At 73.4% G+C, this 20,158-nt stretch carries 12 protein-coding genes and 1 pseudogene; all 13 read right to left on the reverse strand.

From position 1 onward, the window contains the following. Positions 1 to 36: 36 nt before the first annotated feature. Positions 37 to 735 (reverse strand): annotated as a pseudogene (locus tag FRANEAN1_RS39505) (NUDIX hydrolase); the annotation flags it as partial. A gap of 208 nt (positions 736 to 943) precedes the next feature. Then, entirely contained in the window at positions 944 to 2,704 is a 1,761-nt protein-coding gene (locus tag FRANEAN1_RS23550) for a hydantoinase B/oxoprolinase family protein (RefSeq protein WP_020462311.1), read from the reverse strand. Continuing rightward, positions 2,701 to 5,196: a hydantoinase/oxoprolinase family protein gene (locus FRANEAN1_RS23555; RefSeq protein ID WP_020462312.1), complete on the reverse strand. Its 2,496-nt coding sequence runs from the start codon at positions 5,194 to 5,196 to the stop codon at positions 2,701 to 2,703. The genes FRANEAN1_RS23550 and FRANEAN1_RS23555 overlap by 4 nt, the downstream gene beginning before the upstream one ends. 13 nt (positions 5,197 to 5,209) lie before the next feature. Beyond that, positions 5,210 to 6,268, reverse strand: a complete 1,059-nt coding sequence (locus FRANEAN1_RS23560; protein WP_020462313.1) for an LLM class flavin-dependent oxidoreductase — start codon at positions 6,266 to 6,268, stop codon at positions 5,210 to 5,212. Positions 6,269 to 6,287: 19 nt separating this feature from the next. Then, entirely contained in the window at positions 6,288 to 7,274 is a 987-nt protein-coding gene (locus FRANEAN1_RS23565) for an ABC transporter permease (RefSeq protein ID WP_020462314.1), read from the reverse strand. Between the two features lie 61 nt (positions 7,275 to 7,335). Then, entirely contained in the window at positions 7,336 to 7,764 is a 429-nt protein-coding gene (locus tag FRANEAN1_RS23570; RefSeq protein WP_020462315.1) for a TIGR03618 family F420-dependent PPOX class oxidoreductase, read from the reverse strand. 96 nt (positions 7,765 to 7,860) lie between these two features. Beyond that, positions 7,861 to 8,385 (reverse strand): TIGR03618 family F420-dependent PPOX class oxidoreductase, encoded by a 525-nt coding sequence (locus FRANEAN1_RS23575; protein WP_020462316.1) that lies wholly within the window; start codon positions 8,383 to 8,385, stop codon positions 7,861 to 7,863. Next, positions 8,382 to 9,668: a hypothetical protein gene (locus FRANEAN1_RS23580; RefSeq protein ID WP_020462317.1), complete on the reverse strand. Its 1,287-nt coding sequence runs from the start codon at positions 9,666 to 9,668 to the stop codon at positions 8,382 to 8,384. Before FRANEAN1_RS23580 ends, FRANEAN1_RS23575 begins: the two co-directional genes overlap by 4 nt. Positions 9,669 to 9,783: 115 nt before the next feature. Continuing rightward, positions 9,784 to 10,647 carry a methyltransferase domain-containing protein gene (locus FRANEAN1_RS23585; protein WP_020462318.1) on the reverse strand — a complete coding sequence of 288 codons (864 nt, stop codon included), beginning with the start codon at positions 10,645 to 10,647 and terminating at the stop codon, positions 9,784 to 9,786. Between the two features lie 104 nt (positions 10,648 to 10,751). After that, positions 10,752 to 13,736, reverse strand: a complete 2,985-nt coding sequence (locus FRANEAN1_RS23590) for a LuxR family transcriptional regulator (RefSeq protein ID WP_020462319.1) — start codon at positions 13,734 to 13,736, stop codon at positions 10,752 to 10,754. A gap of 369 nt (positions 13,737 to 14,105) precedes the next feature. Beyond that, the gene (locus FRANEAN1_RS23595) at positions 14,106 to 15,899 is read right to left on the reverse strand and encodes a bifunctional 3-(3-hydroxy-phenyl)propionate/3-hydroxycinnamic acid hydroxylase (protein WP_020462320.1); all 1,794 of its coding nucleotides are present in this window, start codon (positions 15,897 to 15,899) and stop codon (positions 14,106 to 14,108) included. Then, positions 15,896 to 16,702: an arylamine N-acetyltransferase gene (locus tag FRANEAN1_RS23600; protein ID WP_020462321.1), complete on the reverse strand. Its 807-nt coding sequence runs from the start codon at positions 16,700 to 16,702 to the stop codon at positions 15,896 to 15,898. The genes FRANEAN1_RS23595 and FRANEAN1_RS23600 overlap by 4 nt, the downstream gene beginning before the upstream one ends. After that, entirely contained in the window at positions 16,695 to 20,078 is a 3,384-nt protein-coding gene (locus FRANEAN1_RS23605) for an acyltransferase domain-containing protein (protein ID WP_347177252.1), read from the reverse strand. The genes FRANEAN1_RS23600 and FRANEAN1_RS23605 overlap by 8 nt, the downstream gene beginning before the upstream one ends. Positions 20,079 to 20,158: the final 80 nt, after the last annotated feature.

Consider the following 20,158-nt stretch of genomic DNA (forward strand, 5'->3'; position numbering starts at 1 on the left):
TGCGCTGGCCGTTCCAGGACTCCCCGGAGAGACCGCCGGTCGGGACAGCGGCGGCGAGAGCACAGCGCTCGGGCCGGCTCTGAAGAGCCGGGCCGGGCGCCCGCCTGCCGTCCGCCGTGTCGCGCCGGCGGAGACTATGAATCCGCCGGTCTTCTGGACCTTGCGGTAGAAGTTCCGTGGGTCCACGGGTACTCCCCACACCGCCTCGTATACATCCTTCAGTTCCGCGATCGTGAAGATGGGCGCGCAGAATGCCGTCGCCAGCGTCGAGTGCTCAATCTTCGAACGGGCTCGTTCGACTCCGTCCGCGACAACCTGGAGATGGTCGAACGCGAGCGTGACGTCCCCGGCGAGCACCCGGTCGACCGGATGCCAGCCCGCCCCGATCGCGTCCGTACCGGCGACTGGCTCGGGCAGCTGTGGCTCGATCGCGAGATAGGCCACCGAGACGACCCGGCCCCGCGGATCCCTGCCCGGCTCTCCGTAGACGCCGAACTGTTCGAGATGCAGCAGCCGCGGATCGACCCCCGTTTCCTGTGAGAGTTCGCGCCGGGCCGCGGAGGTCAGATCCTCCTCCGCATGGGCGAGAAAACCTCCGGGTAGCGCCAGGAAATTTCGGTACGGCTCGACTCCCCGTTCAACGAGAAGTACCCGCAGGCTCGCCCCACGCAATGTAAGAACCACCAGGTCGACGGCGACCATAACGGCGGGAGGTTCCCACGGATCATCGTCCACGCGGCGAGAATAGCTTCTTGTCACGCTGACAGAAAAAGACGCCCCCCTGGCGGACGTCACAGAAACAGCACGATCTGCTTGGCGACAGTGCCGACGTCCGGCAGACGCATGTCACGCAGCCGAACATTAGGCTGGCCGAGGTTTGGCGGCTCTGCCATCACTCGGCAGAAAAAAAATTCTCAACGGATGCCGGCCGGACTGGCCAGCCTCAGCGGGAGCGGGAGCGGGCTGCCGCGCGGCGGGCGGCGGTCGCGGCGGCGTCCACCTCATCGGTGATCGGGTCGAGGATGACGCCGTAGACATCGCGGGCGGCCGTCGGCGAGACGAGGCCGTCGCGGACGTCGTCGGCGACCGCGTCGACGGGACGGTCGAGGGGGTCGCCGAAACCGCCTCCGCCGGAGGTGTGGATCTCGACCACGTCCCCGCGGTTAAGCCGTAGCAGGGAGTTCGTCGGGGGGCGGCTGATCCGCCCGTCGGCGTGGTGGACGATGCCGCGGTTGGCGGGGGCGGGCGCCCCGCCCGCCGCGCCGAACGGCGCTGTCAGGTCGAGGGCACCTGATCCGATGCACAGCACCGACAGGTCGTCCTGGTCAATACGCCATCGCGACACCGCGCCGAGGCCGCCGCGCCACCGGCCGGCGCCGGCGGAGTCGGTCTCGTACTCCTGGCTGAGCACGGTGGTCGGCGCGGTCAGCTCGTGCAGCTCGACGTCGATCTCCCGTCCGCCGCCCATCGCGACCGGCGGCCCCACGGCGTCCCAGCCGTCGAAACCGGCGGTGGCGCCCGAGCCGCCCTTCATCGCGCCGGTCACGGCGAACGGCCGGCCGGTGCGCGCGTCGACCCCCATGGCCGCGAACGTGTAGCCACGGCACCAGGCGGCGTTCGTCACCGTCGGGTCGGCCTGCCCCACGGCCTCCCAGACCGTCTCGACGATGGTCTCGCAGGCGGTCAGCGTGCACAGCGACGTCGCGGCCGGCTCGACGGCGTGCACGATCGTGCCCGGCGTGGTGCGGATGTCGAGGGCCGCCAGCGCGCCGCTGGTGCGGCGTTGGGTGGGGTCGGTGACCCCGAGCAGGCCGATGAGGACGGCGGCGGCGGTGTTCGCCGGGGTGGAGTTCGCGTAGCCGACGACCTGCGGGTCGGAGGCGGTGAAGTCGAACAGCGCCGACTCGCCGCGGATGGTCAGCTCCAGGCGCACCGCGATCGGCTCGCGGTGGTGTGCTCCCCCGTCGTCGAGGTGGCGCACCGACCGGTAGACGCCGTCCGGCAGCCGTCCGATCTCGGCTCGCATGTGCCGGCGGGACGCGTCGAGCTGGTAGGCGACGGCGTTCTCGACCGGTTCGACGCCGTAGGCGTCCAGCAGCGCGACCAGCTCGCGCTCGCCGAGCGTGGCGGCGCCGATCTGGCAGTCCAGGTCGGCCTCGACGACGTCCGGCAGCCGTAGGTTCAGCAGGATGAGATCCCAGACGTCCCGCTGGCGCCGCCCGCGGTGGTGCAGCCGGACGGGCGGGATGCGCAGTGCGTCCTCCCAGCAGTCCCGGGCGTACGGGTTGTAGCCGACGACGGCGCCGCCGGTGTCGGCGTGATGCCCCTTCGTCACGGTCCAGAATCGGTGCACGCCCCGGTGGAACACCGGCTTCATGATCGTGATATCCGGCGGGTGGTTGTTGCCGTGGTACGGATCGTTGAGGACGAACACGTCGCCCTCGTACAGGTCCCCGGCCGCGAACTCGGCGGCGAAGCGCTCGGTCACGCCGGCGAGGGCGCTGGGCAGCGAACCGGCCAGGACGGGGATGTAGTCCTTGGTCGCGACCCACTCGCCTCGGGCGGTGAAGATCCCGGTGACGAAGTCCCGGCTCTGGAACACCATCGACCGGCAGGAACGCAGCATGGCCTGCGCCATCTGCTCGGCGATCGCGTGCAGCCGGTTGTCGACGATCCCGGCCAGCACCGGGTCCGCGCCGGTCATCGGGCCGCCGCGTCGGCGTCGCCGGCGCCGGCGACGCCGACGAGCCCGAGCCGGTGCAGGACGGCGTCCGCGGTGTCAGTGGCCGCGAAGACCAGGACGGTTCCGTCCTCGGCCAGCTCGAAGGCATATCCGGGCGGGACGACCACGGTGCTCGCGGGATGCGCCACCAACGCCGGTCCCTGGTGGGGGCAGCCGGGGCTCAGCGTCGCCGGGTCGTGGACGTTCACCTCGCGGAAGCCGCCGTCGAACCACACCTCGCGGCGGCGGGCCACCGCGAGGGGCGCGAGGGGCGCGGTGAGTGCCGCCGCACGGATCGGCGGGGCCACGGCGGCTGGATGAGCTGGGTCAGGTGGGGCGGGCGAATCAGCCGGGACGGGCGGGAGGGTCGGGACGCGGGCCACCAGGCGAAGGTTGACGATCTCCACCGCGAGTTCCGGGCGCCGGTACCCGTAGCGCAGCTCGTGCTCGTCGTGGAACCGCTCAAGGAGATCCTTCAGACCGGCGTCATCGGTGCGCGGGAGCACCGATCCGGCCGGCTCCGCGGGCACGGCAGGGTCCATGGGCACAGCAGGGTCCGCGAAGGGAACGGGGATCTCGTGGACCTGACCGGCGTAGCGGACATCCGCGCTCCGGGTGAACCCGACCCGCCCCGTCCCGGGCAGGTGGGGACGCAGGTCGTCCAGCGCCTCGGCGGCCATCCGGTCGAAGGCCACGTCCAGGTCCGACGGGACCGGCAGGGCGCCCGGGTCGCGCGGGTCGGGGCGAAGGGTCGTCACGTAGTAGCGCACCAGGTCTGTCCGCAGCATCCCGCGGGCACACAGGACGGAGGCACCGGCCGGGACGACCACCAGCGGGATGCCGAGCTCACGGGCGATCTCGACGGCGTGCACCGGCCCGGCGCCGCCGGCGGCCACCAGGGCGAACCGCCGCGGGTCGAGGCCCCGGCGCCCGGTCAGCAGGCGCAGGCTGTCGGCCATCGCCGCGTTCACCGCGCGGTGCACACCGGCCGCCGCCTCGATCACCGCATCGTCGATCACGCCCGTGTCGATCACTGCCGCGTCAGTCACCGCGGTGTCAGGATGCCGGCCGGCGGAGCCCCTGATCCCGAGTCGCTCGGCGAGCCCACCGACAGCCCGGACAGCCGCGTCCCGCGAGAGCGCGATCCCGCCGCTGAAGCCGTCCGGGTCGAGGTAGCCGAGGAGCAGGTCGGCGTCGGTCACGGTCGGCTCGGTGCCGCCACGGCCGTAGCCCGCGGGCCCCGGCACCGCCCCGGCGCTGCGCGGGCCGACCCTCGGCAGCCCGCCCGCGGTCACCCAGGCCACCGACCCGCCGCCCGCGCCGATGGTGCTGATGTCCAGGGCGGGCAGGCAGACGGGATGCCCGGCCAGCGAGCCGTTGCTGGTGGTCTCGGTGCGCCCGCCGCGGGCCAGGCTGGCCTCGAAGCTCGTCCCGCCCATGTCGATCGTGATGGTGTCGGGCGGTCGCGTCGGCGGGCCCGCGCCGTCGACGCCGGCCGCGCCGCCGGTGCCGCCCGCGCCGCCGGTGCCGCCCGCACCGGCGCATGCCGCCCGCGTGCCGAGGGTACGCACGATCTCGGCGACCGCCGCCGGCGCTCCCGCCGGCCCGGAGAGCAGTGTCTCGACGGCACGGTCGGCGGCCTGCTCCAGCCCGACGACACCACCGTTCGACTGCATGATCAGGACCCGGCCGCCGTATCCGAGCTCCGCCAGCCGGTCGGCGAGCCCGTCGAGGTAGTCGCGCAGGACAGGACCCACGTAGGCGTTGAGCGCGGTGGTCGTGGTCCGCTCGAACATCCGCACCTGCGGGACGAGCCGGGATGCCGTGGTGACGAACACCCCCGGCAGCTCCTGCGCGAGGATCGCCGCGGCCTGCCGCTCATGCCCGTCGAACAGATAGGAGAAGACGAAGCTCACCGCCACGGCCTCCACCCCGGCGGCGCGCAGCCGACCGGCCGCGCGGCGCACGTCGGACTCGTCCAGTGGCATCACCACGGCGCCCGTCCGGTCCACCCGCTCGCGGACGGGGATGACGAGACGGCGGGGCACCAGAGACGGCGGTGGGGCGGACTTCGAGGCGAACTGGTCCTCGCGGCTGCCCTGCCGGGCCGGGAGCACATCGCGCAGACCGGCGGTCGTGACCAGCCCCGTGCACGCGCCCGATCCGGTGATCAGGGCGTTGGTGGTGATCGTCGTGCCGTGGACGATGGTTTCGGTGCGGCCGAGCAGTTCGTGCGGCGCCAGCCTCTCGGCGGCGGCCAGCCCGGTGAGCCCGGCGACGACGGCCCGAGCCGGGTCCCCCGGCGTCGAGCTCGTCTTGTGGACGGCCTCCGTCCCGTCCGGGCGGCGCAGGACGAGGTCGGTGAAGGTCCCGCCGACGTCCACCGCGACGCGGTATCCCCCGACCGCGCCGCCCCGCGGGGCCTTCAGGGCCCGCGCAGTCGGGATCCGCGGAGTCCGCGGGGCGGAGGTCACCGCGGGCCCGCGGTCACTGGGCGGGCCACGGCGGGTCGGGGACGGAGGTCCGCAGCGTGGGCGCGATGTCGGTGGCGAACAGCTCGAAACTGGCCCGGCGCTGGTCGTGGCTGAGCCCCTCGGCCTCCACGCTGAAGATCAGCGCGCTGTTCCCGAGCAGGCTCGCGTCGCGCTCGACCTTCTCGATGACCTGCGCGGGGCTGCCGATGAGGGCCGAGCTGCTCTCGACGAAGTCCTCCAGGGTCGGGAAGTCCGGCGGCATGCCGATGCCGCTCTGGGCCCGCAGCCGCGCCTCGAAGATCGGCCGGAAGTCGGCCAGCGCCTGCTGGGAGGTGGGCGCGCTGTAGTAGGCGGTCGTCCCCGCGCCGGTGTAGAGCGCGGCCGGGTCGCGGCCGTAGGCCTCCCAGCGCTGCGTGTAGTGATCGGACAGCCAGGTGTACTTCTCCGTCGGCGCGGACGCGTTGGAGAACATCACCGGATCGCCGAACTCTGCGGCGAGGTCGACCGAGTCGGGGGACGTGCCACCGCCGTGCCAGATGCGCGGCCGGGCACCGCCGGGGCGGGGCACCGGCCGGGGCAGCGTGGTCACCCGGTCCAGTGGCGGGCGGGTGGTGCCGCGCCAGCTCACGTCACGCTCGGTCCACAACCGGTGCAGGAGGCGGAACTTCTCGTTGAGGGCGTCGCGCTGCTGGTCGCGGGTCAGCCCGAACAGCTCCGCCTGCTTGGGGCCGGAACCCTTGCCGATGATCAACTCGACCCGGCCGCCGGAGAGGTGGTCGATGGTCGCGTAGTCCTCCGCGACGCGGACCGGGTCGAGCACCGACAGCAGCGTGACGCCGGTGAACAGGCGGATCCGGGACGTCAGCGCGGCGATGTGGCCCAGCAGGACGGTCGGGGACGTCGACAGGAACGGCGGGTGGTGACGCTCACCGAACCCGAAGCCGTCGAATCCCAGCTCCTCGAACAGGACAGCCGTCTCGACCGCGCGGCGCACGACCTCGGTTTCCGACGGCAACCGGCCGGTCTCCAGGTCCGGCGAGTGCGCGAGTGCCGACAGGCCGATGAACTTCACCTTCGGAGACCTCCGGGGATCACGTTACGGACGGGGCCGGACCGACCGCGACCGCCTCCGGAGCGCGGCGGGCCGCGCTCCCGTCCCGGGCGATGCGGGGGTCGAGCAGCGGATAGAGCAGATCGACGAGAAGGTTGACGGCGACGAAGACCGCCGAGCCGAGCAGGACCACGCCCTGCACCACCGGCAGATCCTGGCTGTCGACCGCGGCCTGGGAGATCCGGCCGAGGCCGTTGCGGGAGAACACGACCTCCACCACGATCGCGCCGGCCAGCAGTCCGCCGACCAGGATGCCGGCGATGGTCAGCGCCGGCAGCGCGGCGTTGCGCAGCGCGTGCCGGACGTTCACCCGCGCCGGTCCGGCGCCCTTCGCCCTGGCCAGGTCGACGTAGTTCTGCCGCAGCTCGTTGTCCAGGCTCCGCGCCAGCAGCTGCGCGATCAGGGCGGCGGGCTGCAGCGAGATCGTGACGGCGGGGAGCACCAGGCTGCGCCAGCCGCTGTTGCCGATGGCCGGGAACAGCTGCCACCGAAACGAGAACCACTGCAGCAGCAGGAGCCCGACGAGGAAGCTCGGGACGGCCACGCCGAGTGGGGGGAGGGTGAGCAGCGTCTGGCGCAGCCAGCGCCGGTGGGTCAGCGTCGCCGCGACCGCGAGACCCACGCCGAGCGCCACCCCGACCACCAGGCCGAGCCCCGTGATGGCGGCGGTCTGCGGCAGGGCGTCCCCGATCAGCTCCCGCACCGGCTGACCGGACTGCACCGACCGGCCCAGGTCGCCGTGGAGGAGGTCGCCCAGCCGCCCGAAGTACTGCGCGAACAGGGACCGGTCCAGGCCGAGCTCGTGCCGGCGGGCCGCGAGCTCGGCCGGGGTGAGGGAGTTACTCGGCCCGATCATGATCGCCGCCGGATCGCTCGGCAGCGCGTACAGCACGACGAACGAGAGCGTGAACGCGGCCCAGAGAACGAAGGCCCCCTGCAGGAACCGCCCGAACAGATAGCGCGTCATCTCGGGACCATTCTCCGGAAGTGTGTTCCCGCTCCGTTCACACCCGTTACCGGTGCCGACCCTACTGCTGCGGGCGGGGGCGCGGCGGCGGGTTCTTCGGGTCGGGGAAGTGAATCACCTTCTGCGGGGTGAACCGGATGGCCACCCGGGTGTTGTCGTCGACGTCGTGCAGCTCGTCGAGATACTTCAGGGTGAGTTCGTCGGCCAGCTTGTTCCCGTCGATGTCGAGCACCTCGGCCACCCCGCGGATCTCCACCGAGGTGTAGGGGTCGTCCCGGGGGTAGAGCGACAGGTTGACCCGCGGGTCACGGGAGATGTTCCGTTCCGTGCGCCGGCCGACGTGGGTCACGAAATACAGCTGATCGTCCTCGTCCCGTTTCACCAGGATTATCGAGGAGTGCGGACTTCCGTCGTCGTTCACCGTTGCGATGACCGGGAGGTTCTGCGCGTCCAGCCACGACCGTGTTTTGTCGTCGAGTGTCACACCCATTTCCGGAACGTACCAGCGGGGGAACCCACCCGGTCACCCCTGTGACTCCCCTGTCTTATCGCCTGGCCGGTCGGCGGGAGGGCGCGGCCGTGAAGGTCAGGCGGGTGGCGCGGGACTGTCGAGCGCCGTGCCGTACAGCCGGCCGACGCGCAGCCGGATGACCAGCCGGCGGTCGGCCGCCATGTTCCGCAGGAACTCGGCCTCCAGCGCCGGGTCGGCGAACGGTGGCTGCAGGGCGAGCAGCTCGCGCCCGGCGGGATCGCCCGGCACCGAGCTCACCGCGGAGAGCTCGACCGTGCCCTGGGCCACCGCGAACGACAGGTAGTCGGGCGCGGTCACGTACAGCGCCGCGCGCGGGTCACGCCGCAGCAGGCGCACCTTCAGCCGGTCCTCGGTGGTGCTGATCCGGATCGTGCGTTCCGTGGGGTCCCAGCTGTAGGCGACCGTCGACAGGTGCGGATGGCCGTCCCGCTTGTTCGACGCGAGCGCGCCCATCTGGTGGGTGGCGAGGATCCGGCTCAGCTCACCGTCGGTGAGCGCGAGCGCGCCGGGGCCCCGGCCGGGGCCGTATCCCTGCGGCGCCGATCCGTCCGGCGAGGCGGCGCTGTCCGGGTCGGTCATCCGCCGGTCACCGTCCAGACGAAGCTGTGGACGCCGCCCGTCTCGTCGATCGCGTAGCCGAGCACCCTGCCAGCGGCGTTGATGTCTATTGCGAAGCTCTGGGTGAAACCGGCGGGCACCCCGAGGTCGATCGGGCGGTCCCTTTTCCAGAGGATGGCATGTGGCCGCCCGTCGCCAGCGATGCCCCAGCCGGCAGCCTGTCCGGTCTCGTTGACGGCGAGCGCCTCGCTGGACGTCCCGCCGGGCAGGACACCGAGGTCGACGAGACGGCCGCCCTGCCAGCGCACGGCGTGCCAGCCGGAGCGGGTGCCGCTGCGCCCGACGATGTGGCCGGAGTTGCTGATGTCGCGCGCCTCGGTCTCCAGGTTGGCCAGGGTGCCCAGGTCGGTGAGGGCAGCCGGCCGGCCGGCCCGCGCGGGGGTCCAGACGAAGGAATGGGTGCGGTTGGGGCTCTGCGCCAAGGCGCCGTACCCGATCAGCTGGCCGCTGTCGTTGAGGTCGGTCGTGGTGGTGGTGAGCCCGAACGGACCGATGTCGGTGGTCGCGGTCGGCGTCCAGACGAAGGCGCGGTCGGTGGCGTCGGCGCCCGCGGCCCGGCCGGTGCCGAACACCTGCCCCGAACCGTTGAGGCCCACGGCGTTCGTGACCGGGAACGGCGCGACCGCGACCCGGCTGCCGGCGGTCCACAGCGCCGCGGCGCCGCCCTCGGTCAGCAGAACCTGGCCGGCGTCGTTGACGGCGAGCGGGTGGCTGTTCCCGCCGGCGGCGGAGATGTCGGTCGGGTCCGCGCCGTCCCAGCGCAGCGAGTGCGCCGTCCCGCCGACGGTGGTGAAGCCGACGACCTGGCCGTGGTTGTTCAGCGCGACCGGGAAGCTGAACGCCCCCGGGTCGGCGCTCGGCGCGTTCAGCAGGGTGAGCGTGCCGTCGGCCCAGGTGAACGCCTGGAAGGGCTGCGGGCCGCCGAGCAGGCCGTAGCCCGTGACGACGCCTGCGTCGTTGAGGTCCTCGGGGAACAGGTTCGTGGCCAGCCGGTCCGGCGCTCCCACGTCGGTGACGGTCACCCGCGGGGAACCGGCCGTCTCGGCCGCCGCGGCTGTCTCGGAGGCCGCCGCAGTCTCGGGCGGTGCGGCCGTCTCGGGCGGTGCGGCCGCGAGGGCCGGCGAGGCGGTCACGGCGCTGCCGAGCAGACCGGCCGCGACGGCCGCCGCGGTGGCGCGGACGAGCCGCGCCCGCCGGCGGGGCCGCCGCCCCGGTGGTTCAGCCCTGAACGGATACGCCCACATGGTCCGGGCGTTCCCGGAAAGCCGCGGACGAGAAAAAGGGGACATTGCAGAATGGTGGCACCGGCCGACGGCCGGAAAACTCCCCTAAGAACCCCCTCTTTCGCCGGGCGGGTCGTTACTCGGTCGGACGCTCGGCCACCACGACGAGGTAGCCGATCTCACGGAGCCCGTCCACACCCGTGCTGGCGAGACGCTGGTACAGCTCGTCGCCGAGCAGGTCGTCGAGGTTCTCCTTGTCCCGGCGGATCCGCTCGGCGAGCAGCTGGAACGACCGCGCGATCACCTGGTCGCTGACATCGATGAGTTCCAGCGGGCGCAGCCCCGCCCCGCGCAGCAGCGCCGGATAGTCGTCGAACCGAACACTCGGACCGAGCAGCAGACCGGAATAGAAGCTGTCGACCGCGTGCCGCTTCTCGTCCGGGACCGGCGACCGCTCGAAGATGTCGGTGGCGACGAAACGGCCGCCCGGCCGGATGACCCGGGCGATCTCCCGCAGCACCTGGGCGCGGTCGGGGACGTGAATGATGGATTCCAGCGCCCAGGCGGCGTCGAAGGAATCCGGACCGAAGGGAAGCTCCGCGGCGTCGGCGTACTCGAACTCCAGCCGGTCGGAGAGGTTCTCGTCGCGCGCCCGGTCGGTCGAGCGCCGCACCTGCTCCCGGCTGATCGAGATCCCGACGACCGAAGCTCCGGTAGCCCGGGTCAGGCGGACGGCGGGGATGCCGGAGCCCGATCCCACGTCGAGCACCCGGTCCCCGGTCCGGACCCGGATCTTCTCGATCATCAACTCGGTGAGGCGCTCGGCCGCCGCCTCGAGTTCGGCGACGTCCGTGCCGGGGGCGGGCGGGGTGCCGTCGGGCGGCACGTCCCAGTAGCCGAAGTGGAAGTTGAGATCCTCGTCCTGCGCGGTCTGGTAGGTCGTGAGGTGGTCGTAGAACTTCCCGACCTCTGCCGCGAGCGCGCTCGTGGGATGCGCCATGAAGATCCCTCCATGAGGTGTCTGATGGGTGCGGCGCGCGGGACGTCCCGCGCGCCGGGTCTGCCGGGTCAGCCAGGTCGGCCGGGCCGGCCGGGCCGGCCGGGTCAACCGGTGTGGGTGGCGTCCGTCCACAGGTCGGCGGGGAGGTCCTGACGGCGTTTGACGTTGAGCTTTCGGTAGACCCGGGTCAGGTGCTGCTCGACCGTGCTCGGCGTGACGTAGAGCCGCAGCGCGATCTCCCGGTTCGTGTAGCCCATCACCGCCAGTGACGCCACCCGCCGCTCCGAGTCCGTCAGGCCGGTGATCATCTCCTGGTCGGCACCGAGCCCGAAGACAGCTCTGCCGTCGCCGGAGATCGCGAGGAGCTCCTGGGCGAGCGGTCGCGCACCGCACATCGTGGCGATGTGCAGCGCCCGCCGCAGCAGCAGCCGCGCCCGCCGCCGCTGGTCGAGATGATCGTGGACGCGGCTCAGGTCCGCCAGGACGTAGGCCTGCCCGAGCCGGTCCCCGGTGGCCTCGAGGAGCTCGAGCGCCTCGGTGAGCGGCTGAAGCCGGCGCCCGGGCGGGCTGGCGGCGGCGAGCAGGCGCAGGGACAGACCGCGGACCCGAGTGGCACCGGGCCGGCTCAGTTGTTCCTGGGCCAGTTGGCGGGCCTGGTCCACGTTTCCCAGCCGCAGCCACGCCTCGGCGGCGCCGATGCGCCACGGGACGAGAGCCGCCGCGTCGAGGCCCCAGCCGCGGATGAGGTCACCGCAGGCCAGGAAGTCGGCGAGCGCGGCGTGGGCGTGGTTCGCGGCGAGATGGTAGTGGCCACGGGCGTGCAGGTAGTCCAGTCCGTAGCGACTGGCGACCATCTCCTCGGGCACGGTCTGGACGAGCTGCCTCGCCGCCTCCTCCAGGTCCCCGGTCCGGGTGGCGGCCAGTACCAGGGTGCCCAGCGGCAGGCCGATCGCGACTCCCCACGCCTTGGCCGGCAGGCGACGCAGCGCGGCACGGGCGTGGTCGGCGGCGACCGCCAGATCGCCCTGCTCGAGCGCGAGGGTGCCACGCACCGCCGTCGCCATCGCCCGCGCGGTCTGGTCCTCCAGGTCGGGATCGGCCAGGACGCGCTCGCACCAGGCGACCGCGGCGTCCATGCGCGGAGCCCTGGTCAGCAACAGCAGGGCGAGCAGCGCCACCTCACCGGCCCACGGATCGGCTCGCGCCAGGTGCAGATCGCGCAGGGCACTCTCGGCCCGGTCCGCCCCGACGAGACCGGACCCCACCGGGCCGGTGCCGGCCACACCAGCGCCGGTGATGCCGGAGGGCCCCGGCTCGCGCCCCGTCCGGTGACCGCCCGCGGCCACCGCGTCGGCGAGCAGCGCCGCTGACCGCAGCCACGAGTCCGCCGCCGGTGCCGCCGGCACCGCGCTGCCCGCGGCCGGCCCACGCCGGCGGCGAGCCAGCGGCGGATGGACGGTGGCGAGCCAGACCTCCAGGTCGTGCACCTCGGCCGCGTCGTCCTCGGGCTCCGCCTGGGCCACGGCACGCATCCGGGCGAGCAGATCCTCGGCCTCGGCCGAGCGTCCGTGCCACAGCAGCTGACGTACCAGGGCCGCGTTGGTCCGCTGTTCCAGCAGGCCGGCGTGGGCAGCGCTCACCAGCGGGGAGAGATGGCGCGCGGCCGCCGCCGGGCTCGTCTGCCACTCGGCATGCGCGAGCCGGGCCCGGATCGCGGCGCGTTCCCGCTCACCGGCGGCGGACCGGGCCGCGAGCCTCAGGCAGGCGGCGGCCCGCTCGGGCCGCCCGTCGAGCAGCGCCTGCTCGGCCGCCTCGACGAGTACGCCGGTTCCCCACGGGGGCTGCACGTCGTTGCCCTCGACGAGGTGTGCCGCCACGGTCGCCGCCGGCGCGCCCTGCTGGTGGCGAAGCCGCGCCGCCCGCCGGTGCAGATCAGTCCGCTCGGACGCCGTCAGATCGCCCAGCACCGCGTCCCGGGCGACCTTGTGGCGGAAGCGGCCGTCATCGAGGAGCCCGGCGGCATTCATGGCGTCGAGGGCGCGTGCCGCGGCGGGGACGTCCGCGCCGATCATCCCCGCCAGCGTCGCGGTGTCCGGCGCGACGACCCCGTCGGGCACCGGCGTCTCCAGCACCGCCAGGGCCCGGGCCACCTGGACCGCGACGGGCTCACCGCGGTGCAGACAGCTCAGCAGGGCCAGACCGAAGACCTCCGGACCGGGCTGGCCGAACCCGCGGTCGTCCTGCACCAGCGCGGTCAGCAGCAGTGGATTGCCCCCCGTGACCTGGTACGGGTCTGTGGCAGAAGGGTTCGGAGTGACCGGCGTGGCCGCGGCGAGGAGGTCGCGGGAGCCGGCGGGCGAGAGCGGGCCGACCCGCAGTGACCGGAACTCGGGCGCCCGGACGAGCTCCGCGCGGAACGGCAGGTCCAGCGGGTGCGAAGCCAGATCACCGGCGAGCAGCACGGCGATGCGCGCCGATCCGAGCCGGCGCACGAGGTGCAGCAGGAAGTGCAGGGAGGGGACGTCCGCGTACTGCACGTCGTCGATGCACAGCAGGACGGGACCGCGCTTGCTGAGGTCGAGGATGAGGAGCGTGAGTTCCTGGTGGATCTGGGCCAGTTCGCGATCCGGATCCGGCCCCAGCCTGCCGGCGATCGCGGCACCGACGTCGAGGAGCTCCGCGATGCGGGCCGCCCGGCCCGCCCCGTCCGCCCGCGCCTCGCGGCCTCGGCACCCGTCCTGGGTCGCCTCCTCGCACAGTGTGTCCGTGCCACGGGCGGTGTCCGGGTCGGCCGCACCGTCGGGACCGGTGCAGACGGTGCCGGCGCCGGTCTCGCCGTCGCCCGCCGGCAGGCCGCGCAGGAGCTGGCCGACCACTCCGAGCGGGAGGACGTGTTCGGCACGGGCGCAGGTCGCGGCGCGGACTGTCACGCCGCTGCCGGCGGCCCGGGTGCCGCAGTAGCGGACGAGCTCCGTCTTACCGGTGCCGACCGGGCCGTCGATCAATACGACGCGGCCGCTTCCCGCCGTACATTCCGCCAGGAGAAGGTCGAGCTGACGGAGAATGTCGTCACGTTCAACCAGTGCCACTGACGGCCTCTCGTTTTGTCCATGACACGGGGCTTCGCCCGCGCCGCGACCGGCGGGTGGACAATATTCCTGCGGTGATTACCTCGGTGATCCGGCGAAATCCACGGACTGAGACGTCGACCGGGTGCAGATGTCCGAATTACCGACTGGGGGATCTGGGACATGGCGGACGCTGAGCACGGCGGTTCCGTCCATCGTCGCCGGGCGCGGCCCACCGGCCGGGAACTGCGGACCCATTCTCACCCCATTGCACAGGTGGGGGGCATGGATACGGCTCCGCGCATGCTCCTGGCGGGGACGTTTCCTGCCGGCCCGGGAGCCCATGGCGCACCCTTCCCCGACGAGCCCGGCCCGTCCAGGACGGAACAGCTAATGCTTCCCGACGGGAATCGGGGCGTCGAGCGCGGCCAGCAGGTCACCGACGAGTTCCTCGACGGAATCCGACCGCTGTACCGCTGTACCGCCGGCCCGGGTGTCCGCGGCCGGCGGTGCCGCCGCCGGGACACGGCCGAAGAGGTAGAAGTCCGGCCGCACCAGAACGGCATCGGCGCCGGCGAGGGCGAGATAGCGGAGATAGACGTCGTCGACGTCGACGACGGTGATTCTTGCGCTCGCGTCCGCGCTCCCGGCCACGACGGCAGGAGGCTCCTCATCGGTGGCGGGGACAACATTGACCACCCGTCCGCCCAGAAGCGCAAAAGCGGCGTCCGTCTCGGGGCGGAGATGGAGATGCCCGCCGGCCGGCCAGGTGGCCAGCAGGACGAACCCGGGCTCGACGAACTCGTCGAACAGCCCGGTGCGGTCACCGACCCGAACTCGTCCCTGCGGCACGAGGTCACCCACCGGAACCGACGGCGGCCCCGGACGCCCCGGGCGGGAAGGCTGCGGGGGACGCTGGGGGCCACCGCCGTGTGCGGCGGCCCCGCCGCGCAGGAACCCGGCGGTCAGCGGCTCGACGGCGGACTGCGCGCGGTCCTCCCGCAGCCCCCGGGCACGCACCGCGATCATGACCTCGTCCCGGTCCCGGGCCGCGGCCGGGTCGGTCTCGCAGATCACCCGCCCGAGGTCCATCGACATGCCGATCGCGTGCTGGACGTGCGCCCGCCGCTCCAGGGTGTAGGTGTCCAGCAGCTCAGCCGGGGCGGTTCCGGCGAGCACCAGGTCGAGCTTCCAGGAGAGATTCGCCGCGTCGCGGAAGCCCGAGCACATGCCCTGCCCGGCGAACGGCGGCATCAGGTGCGCGGCGTCCCCGGCGAGCAGCACCCGCCCCACCCGCCAGCGGTCGACGTACCTGGCCTGGAACGTGTAGACGGCGTGCCGTTCCAGTGTGGCGTTGCCCGGGTGCAGGCCGAACAGACCGAGCAGCCGCCACGCCGACTCCGTCCGGCCGAACTCCTCGGCCGGTTCCCCGGGTAGCCGCATGAACTCCCACCGCCGGTGCCCCGGCCCGGCGGACACGGCCGTGCGGGGCCGGGTCGGGTCGCAGATCTGGAGGTTGTTGGGCCTGTGCACCGCCGGTTCGCGCAGGACCACGTCACAGGTCAGCCAGTCGTTGAAGTAGGCGAAGTCGGTGGTCTCCACGCCCAGGCTCGTCCGCACGAAGCTGTTCGCGCCGTCGCAGCCCACCACCCAACGGGCGCGGAGGCGTAGGGTGCGGTCCGGCGGCGAGCCGTCGAGGACGGCCGTCAGCTCGACGTGGCCGTCCCGTTCGGTCAGCGCGACCACCCGGTGCCCGCGCAGCACCCGCAGGCCCGGCAGTCGGGAGCCCCGCTCCGCGAGCGCCTCCTCCAGTGCCGGCTGGTACATCGACGTCGAGTCCGGCCAGCCGGAACGCCCGCGCTCGGGGACGTCGACGTGCAGCAGCACGTCACCCGCGGCGTTGCGCCAGGTGTAGTCGCGGGACGGCTCACCGAACTCGGTCATCGCCGGGCCGACGCCGGCCGCGGCGAGGATGCGGGCCGACTCGCCGTCGAAGGAGACCGCGCGCGGCATCGGGTACGGCCGGGGCCATCGCTCCAGGACTGTGACCCGCCAGCCGCGCCGCGCCAGCAGAATCGCCGTTACCTGGCCGACCGGCCCGTAGCCGACGACGACGACGTCGGCCATGGCCTCAGCCTCGGCCTCGACCTCGGCCTCGACCTCGGCCGGCTCGGGCGCGGTCACCGGGCGTCGCCGGTGGGCGCGGTGGCGGGTGCCGGCGGGCGGCGGAGGATGTCGGCGAGCACGCGGGCGTGCTCGGCCGGGTCGGTGAGCACCCGCATGGCCTCGTGCCCGTTGTCGACGGTCACCAGCCGCTTGCCGATCAGGATCCGCTGCCCGGAGAGGGTCGCCCGGCCGCGCACGAGCGTCCCCGCTCCCGCCAGCGCCCGGGCGAAGGCGGTGAGCTCCTCTGACGGGGCCGACCAGTCAGCGAGGTCGCGCGGTACCGGCCGGAACCGGTACACGGCGGCCCAGTCGCCGCGCTGACCGCGCCGCTGCAGGACGTGGTAGCCCTCGCTGCCGACGATGCGGAAGGACGTGCCGAACTGCCGCTGTTCCTGCGTGCCGAGCAGCAGCGGCTCCAGGTAGGACGGCCCCACGAAGCCGACGTCGACGAGGAGCACCTCGTCGTCCAGGCGGACGAAGGTGAAGATGTGCTCCAGGTCCGGCCCGAAGGATCCGTCGACCTGCCGGATGGCCGCCGCGTACACGCCGGTCTCGAATCCGAGCTCGGCCAGCAGGCGCCGGAACAGGCCGTTGAGCTCGTAACACACCCCGCCACGGCCGCCGAGGACCACCGCGTCGAACACGGCGTCGGCGTCGATGTCGACGCCCTTCCACAGGTCCGTGCCGCGGGTGGAGTTCAGCTCGCTGTCGTAGGGCACGGTCCGCAGGTGGGCGTGGTGCAGGCGGCGCAGCGTCTCAGGGCTCGCGTCGGCCGGGCCACGGTGGTCGAGCGCCTTCAGGTACGCCTCGACGTCAAACACGGGTCTCGACCTCCAGCCGGTCCAGCAGGTACGCGGCGACCTCGCGGGGCACCGCGTGGTCGAACAGCAACATCGCGGGCAGCGTGAGGCCGGTCGCCGCCGCGAGACGGTTACGCAGCTCGACGGCGGTCAGCGAGCTGAACCCGATGTCGAAGAACGCGCTGTCCGGGCCGACCTCGTCGGTGTCGGCGTGACCTAGCACCGCGGCGGCCTGCGCCCGGACCAGCTCGATGAGCCGGGCAGGCCGCTCGGCGGTGGGCAGCTCGGCGAGACGGGCGCGAAACTCCTGCCCGGCGTCGTCCGTCTCCGCGTTCTCAAGCCCTGAGTCCCCAGGCCCAGCGTTCTCGGACCCCGCGGGCTCAGGCTCCGCATCCTGCGCCGCGCCCGCTTCCGAACCTGCCGGTAGCCGGGCCGAGATGTCTCGCGTCACGTCACCGGTCATGTGGTCATCTCCGGAGTCGACTTCCAACCCACCGCCGCGGCCACCCGGACGAGGCGTGCCGGACGGCCGGCCCGCGCCGGTCGAAGCGAGCCAGTAGCGCCTGCGCTGGAACGGATACGTAGGTAGCTCGACCGCGCCGCCGCCTGACGGCACGGGCCGGTCGCCGGTGCCGGCCGGCCCGTCGGCGGTGCCGGCCAGCCCGTCGTGGGCGGCGGCGTGCGACGCCCCCGCGAGGTCGACCGTGACCCCGCGTACGAACGCCGCCGCGGCGGAGCGGGTGAAGCGGTCCGGACCGCCGTCGTCGCGGCGCAGGGACTCCAGCACGGCGACCGGCGGCCCGTCCCACTGGTCCACCGTCTCCGCGATGGCGGGCGCGAGCACCGGGTGGGTGCTCACCTCGAGGAACACCCGGTAGCCGCCGTCGAGCAGGCTCCGCGTGGCGGACGCGAACCGGACCGGGCACCGCAGGTTGCGGTACCAGTACCCGCCGTCGAGCTCGGCGTCCTCCACCCACTTCGCGTCGACGGTCGAGAAGAACGGCACCCGCGGCGGGCGCGGGTCGAGACCGGCGAGCGCCTGGATGAGGACACCGGAGATCCGTTCGACCTGCCGGCTGTGCGAGGCGTAGTCCACCGGGATCCGGCGGGCCCGGATCCCCTCGCTCTCGAAGGCGGCCACCAGTTCGTCGAGCGCGGCGGGCTCGCCGGCGAGGACGACCGACGCCGGGCCGTTCACGGCGGCGAGCTCGACCTGGTCAGCGAACGGCGCGAGCCGTTCGGCGACCGCGGGAACCGGCAGCGCCACGGCCGCCATCCCGCCCCGGCCGGTGAGCCCGCCGGCGATCGCCTGGCTGCGCAGTGCGACCACCGCGGCGGCGTCGGCGAGGCTCAGCGCCCCCGCCGTGTAGGCGGCGGCGATCTCGCCCTGCGAGTGGCCGACCACCGCGTCCGGGCGGACCCCGACCGACTCCCACAGCCGGACCAGCCCGGCCGCCACGGCGAAGGAAGCCGGCTGGACGACGTCCACCCGGTCGAGCGAGGGTGCGCCCGGCACCTGGCGCAGCACGTCCTCCACCGACCAGCCGACATGCCGGGCGAGCGCGCGGCCCGCCAGCGCCACCTCTTCGGCGAAGACGGGCGAGGCGTCGAGCAGCTCGGCGCCCATCCCCGCCCACTGGCCGCCCTGGCCGGCGAAGACGAAGACGGTCTGGCCGTCGACGTCCGCCGAACCGGTCACCAGGTTCGCCGCCGGCTCACCGGCGGCCGCCGCCGCCAGGCCCGCGAGGCCGGACTCCCGGTCCTCGGCGATCACCACGGCGCGGTGGCGCAGCGTCGCCCGGCTCGTGCGCAACGCGGCGCCGGCGGCGTCGACCGGCACGTGCGGCTGTTCATGCAGAGCCGTTTCCACCCGCCTGGCGAGGACCCGCAGCGCCGTCCGGCTCGCGGCGCTGACGACCCAGGCGGCCGGTGCGGCTCCGGCTCCCGCCGGTCTCCCGTCCCCGTCAGGGAGTTCGCCGGCGGTCGAGGGCACGCCGGGCGGTGGTTCACCGGCGCCGGGCGGTGGCTCAGGTGCCTGCTCCAGGATGACGTGCGCGTTGGTGCCGCTCACGCCGAAGGACGAGACCGCGGCGCGGCGCGGCCGGTCACGCGCGGGCCACGGCCGTGCCTCGCTCAGCAGGCGGACCGCGCCCGACTCCCAGTCGACCTGGTCCGACGGGACGTCGGCGTGCAGTGTCCGGGGCAGTTCGGCGTGCTCCAGCGCCGCCACGATCTTGAGGATGCCGGCCACCCCGGCCGCCGCCTGGGTGTGGCCGATGTTCGACTTCAGTGACCCGAGCCACAGCGGATGCTGTGCCGGCCTGCGTCCGTAGGTTGCCAGCAGCGCCTGGGCCTCGATCGGGTCGCCGAGCGGCGTACCCGTCCCGTGGCCCTCGACGACGTCCACGTCCTGGGTGGTCAGGTCCGCGTCGGCGAGCGCCTGGCGGATCACCCGCTGCTGCGCCGGGCCGTTCGGGGCGGTCAGGCCGTTGGACGCCCCGTCGGAGTTCACCGCCGAGCCGCGCACCAGCGCGCGCACGCGACGTCCGTCGCGGTGGGCGTCGTCCAGTCGCTCGAGGACCAGCACCACGGCGCCCTCGGACCATCCCGTGCCGTCGGCGCCCGCCGCGAACGACCGGCACCTGCCGTCGGGCGCGAGCCCCCGCTGGCGGGAGAACTCGACGAACGGACCCGGCTGGGCCATCACCGCCACCCCGCCGACCAGGGCAAGCTCGATCTCACCGGCCCGCAGCGCCCGCAGCGCCAGGTGGACGGCGACCAGGGAGGACGAGCAGGCCGTGTCGACGGTGACCGACGGTCCCTCGAGACCGAGCAGATAGGAGACCCGCCCGGAGACCACGCTGCCGGAGTTCCCCGTCCCGAGCAGCCCCTCCAGCTCCGGCGGGACGTCGGTCACGCCGGTCGCGTAGTCGTGGTACATCACGCCCGTGTACACGCCGACCCGCCGGCCGCGCAGGGATGTCGGGTCGATCCCGGCCCGTTCGACCGCCTCCCAGGACACTTCGAGCATCAGCCGCTGCTGGGGGTCCATCGCGAGGGCCTCACGCGGGGCGATGCCGAAGAACCCGGCGTCGAACGCCGCCGCGTCCAGGAACCCGCCGGTCCGCACGTAGGACGTCCCGGGGCGGGTCGGGTCGGGGTCGAACAGCTTTTCGAGGTCCCAGCCACGGTCGGTGGGGAACGGCGAGAGGCCCTCCCTGCCCTCGTCCACCAGTCGCCACAGATCGTCGGGAGAGGTGACCCCGCCCGGCAGCCGACAGCCGGCACCGACGATTGCGACGGGCTCCCGGACGGGCGTCTGACGGGTGGGCTCGGAGAGCTGGACGTTCTCCCTGCGCAGTCCGTCGTTCTCCCGTTGCAGCCGCTCGTTCTCCAGCAGCGAGGCGCGCAGTGCCTCGACGAGCGTGTCATGGGACGTCGCCATGTGACTCTCCGGTGCTTCGGGGGCGGGTGCTG

Source organism: Parafrankia sp. EAN1pec, assembly GCF_000018005.1.
Taxonomy (GTDB): domain Bacteria; phylum Actinomycetota; class Actinomycetes; order Frankiales; family Frankiaceae; genus Parafrankia; species Parafrankia soli.

Coding starts and splice junctions, on each gene's coding strand:
- FRANEAN1_RS23550 (WP_020462311.1), bottom strand. CDS start 2,704: ATGACCGGCGCGGACCCGGTGCTGGCCGGGATCGTCGACAACCGGCTG.
- FRANEAN1_RS23565 (WP_020462314.1), bottom strand. CDS start 7,274: ATGACGCGCTATCTGTTCGGGCGGTTCCTGCAGGGGGCCTTCGTTCTC.
- FRANEAN1_RS23570 (WP_020462315.1), bottom strand. CDS start 7,764: ATGGGTGTGACACTCGACGACAAAACACGGTCGTGGCTGGACGCGCAG.
- FRANEAN1_RS23575 (WP_020462316.1), bottom strand. CDS start 8,385: ATGACCGACCCGGACAGCGCCGCCTCGCCGGACGGATCGGCGCCGCAG.
- FRANEAN1_RS23580 (WP_020462317.1), bottom strand. CDS start 9,668: ATGTGGGCGTATCCGTTCAGGGCTGAACCACCGGGGCGGCGGCCCCGC.
- FRANEAN1_RS23585 (WP_020462318.1), bottom strand. CDS start 10,647: ATGGCGCATCCCACGAGCGCGCTCGCGGCAGAGGTCGGGAAGTTCTAC.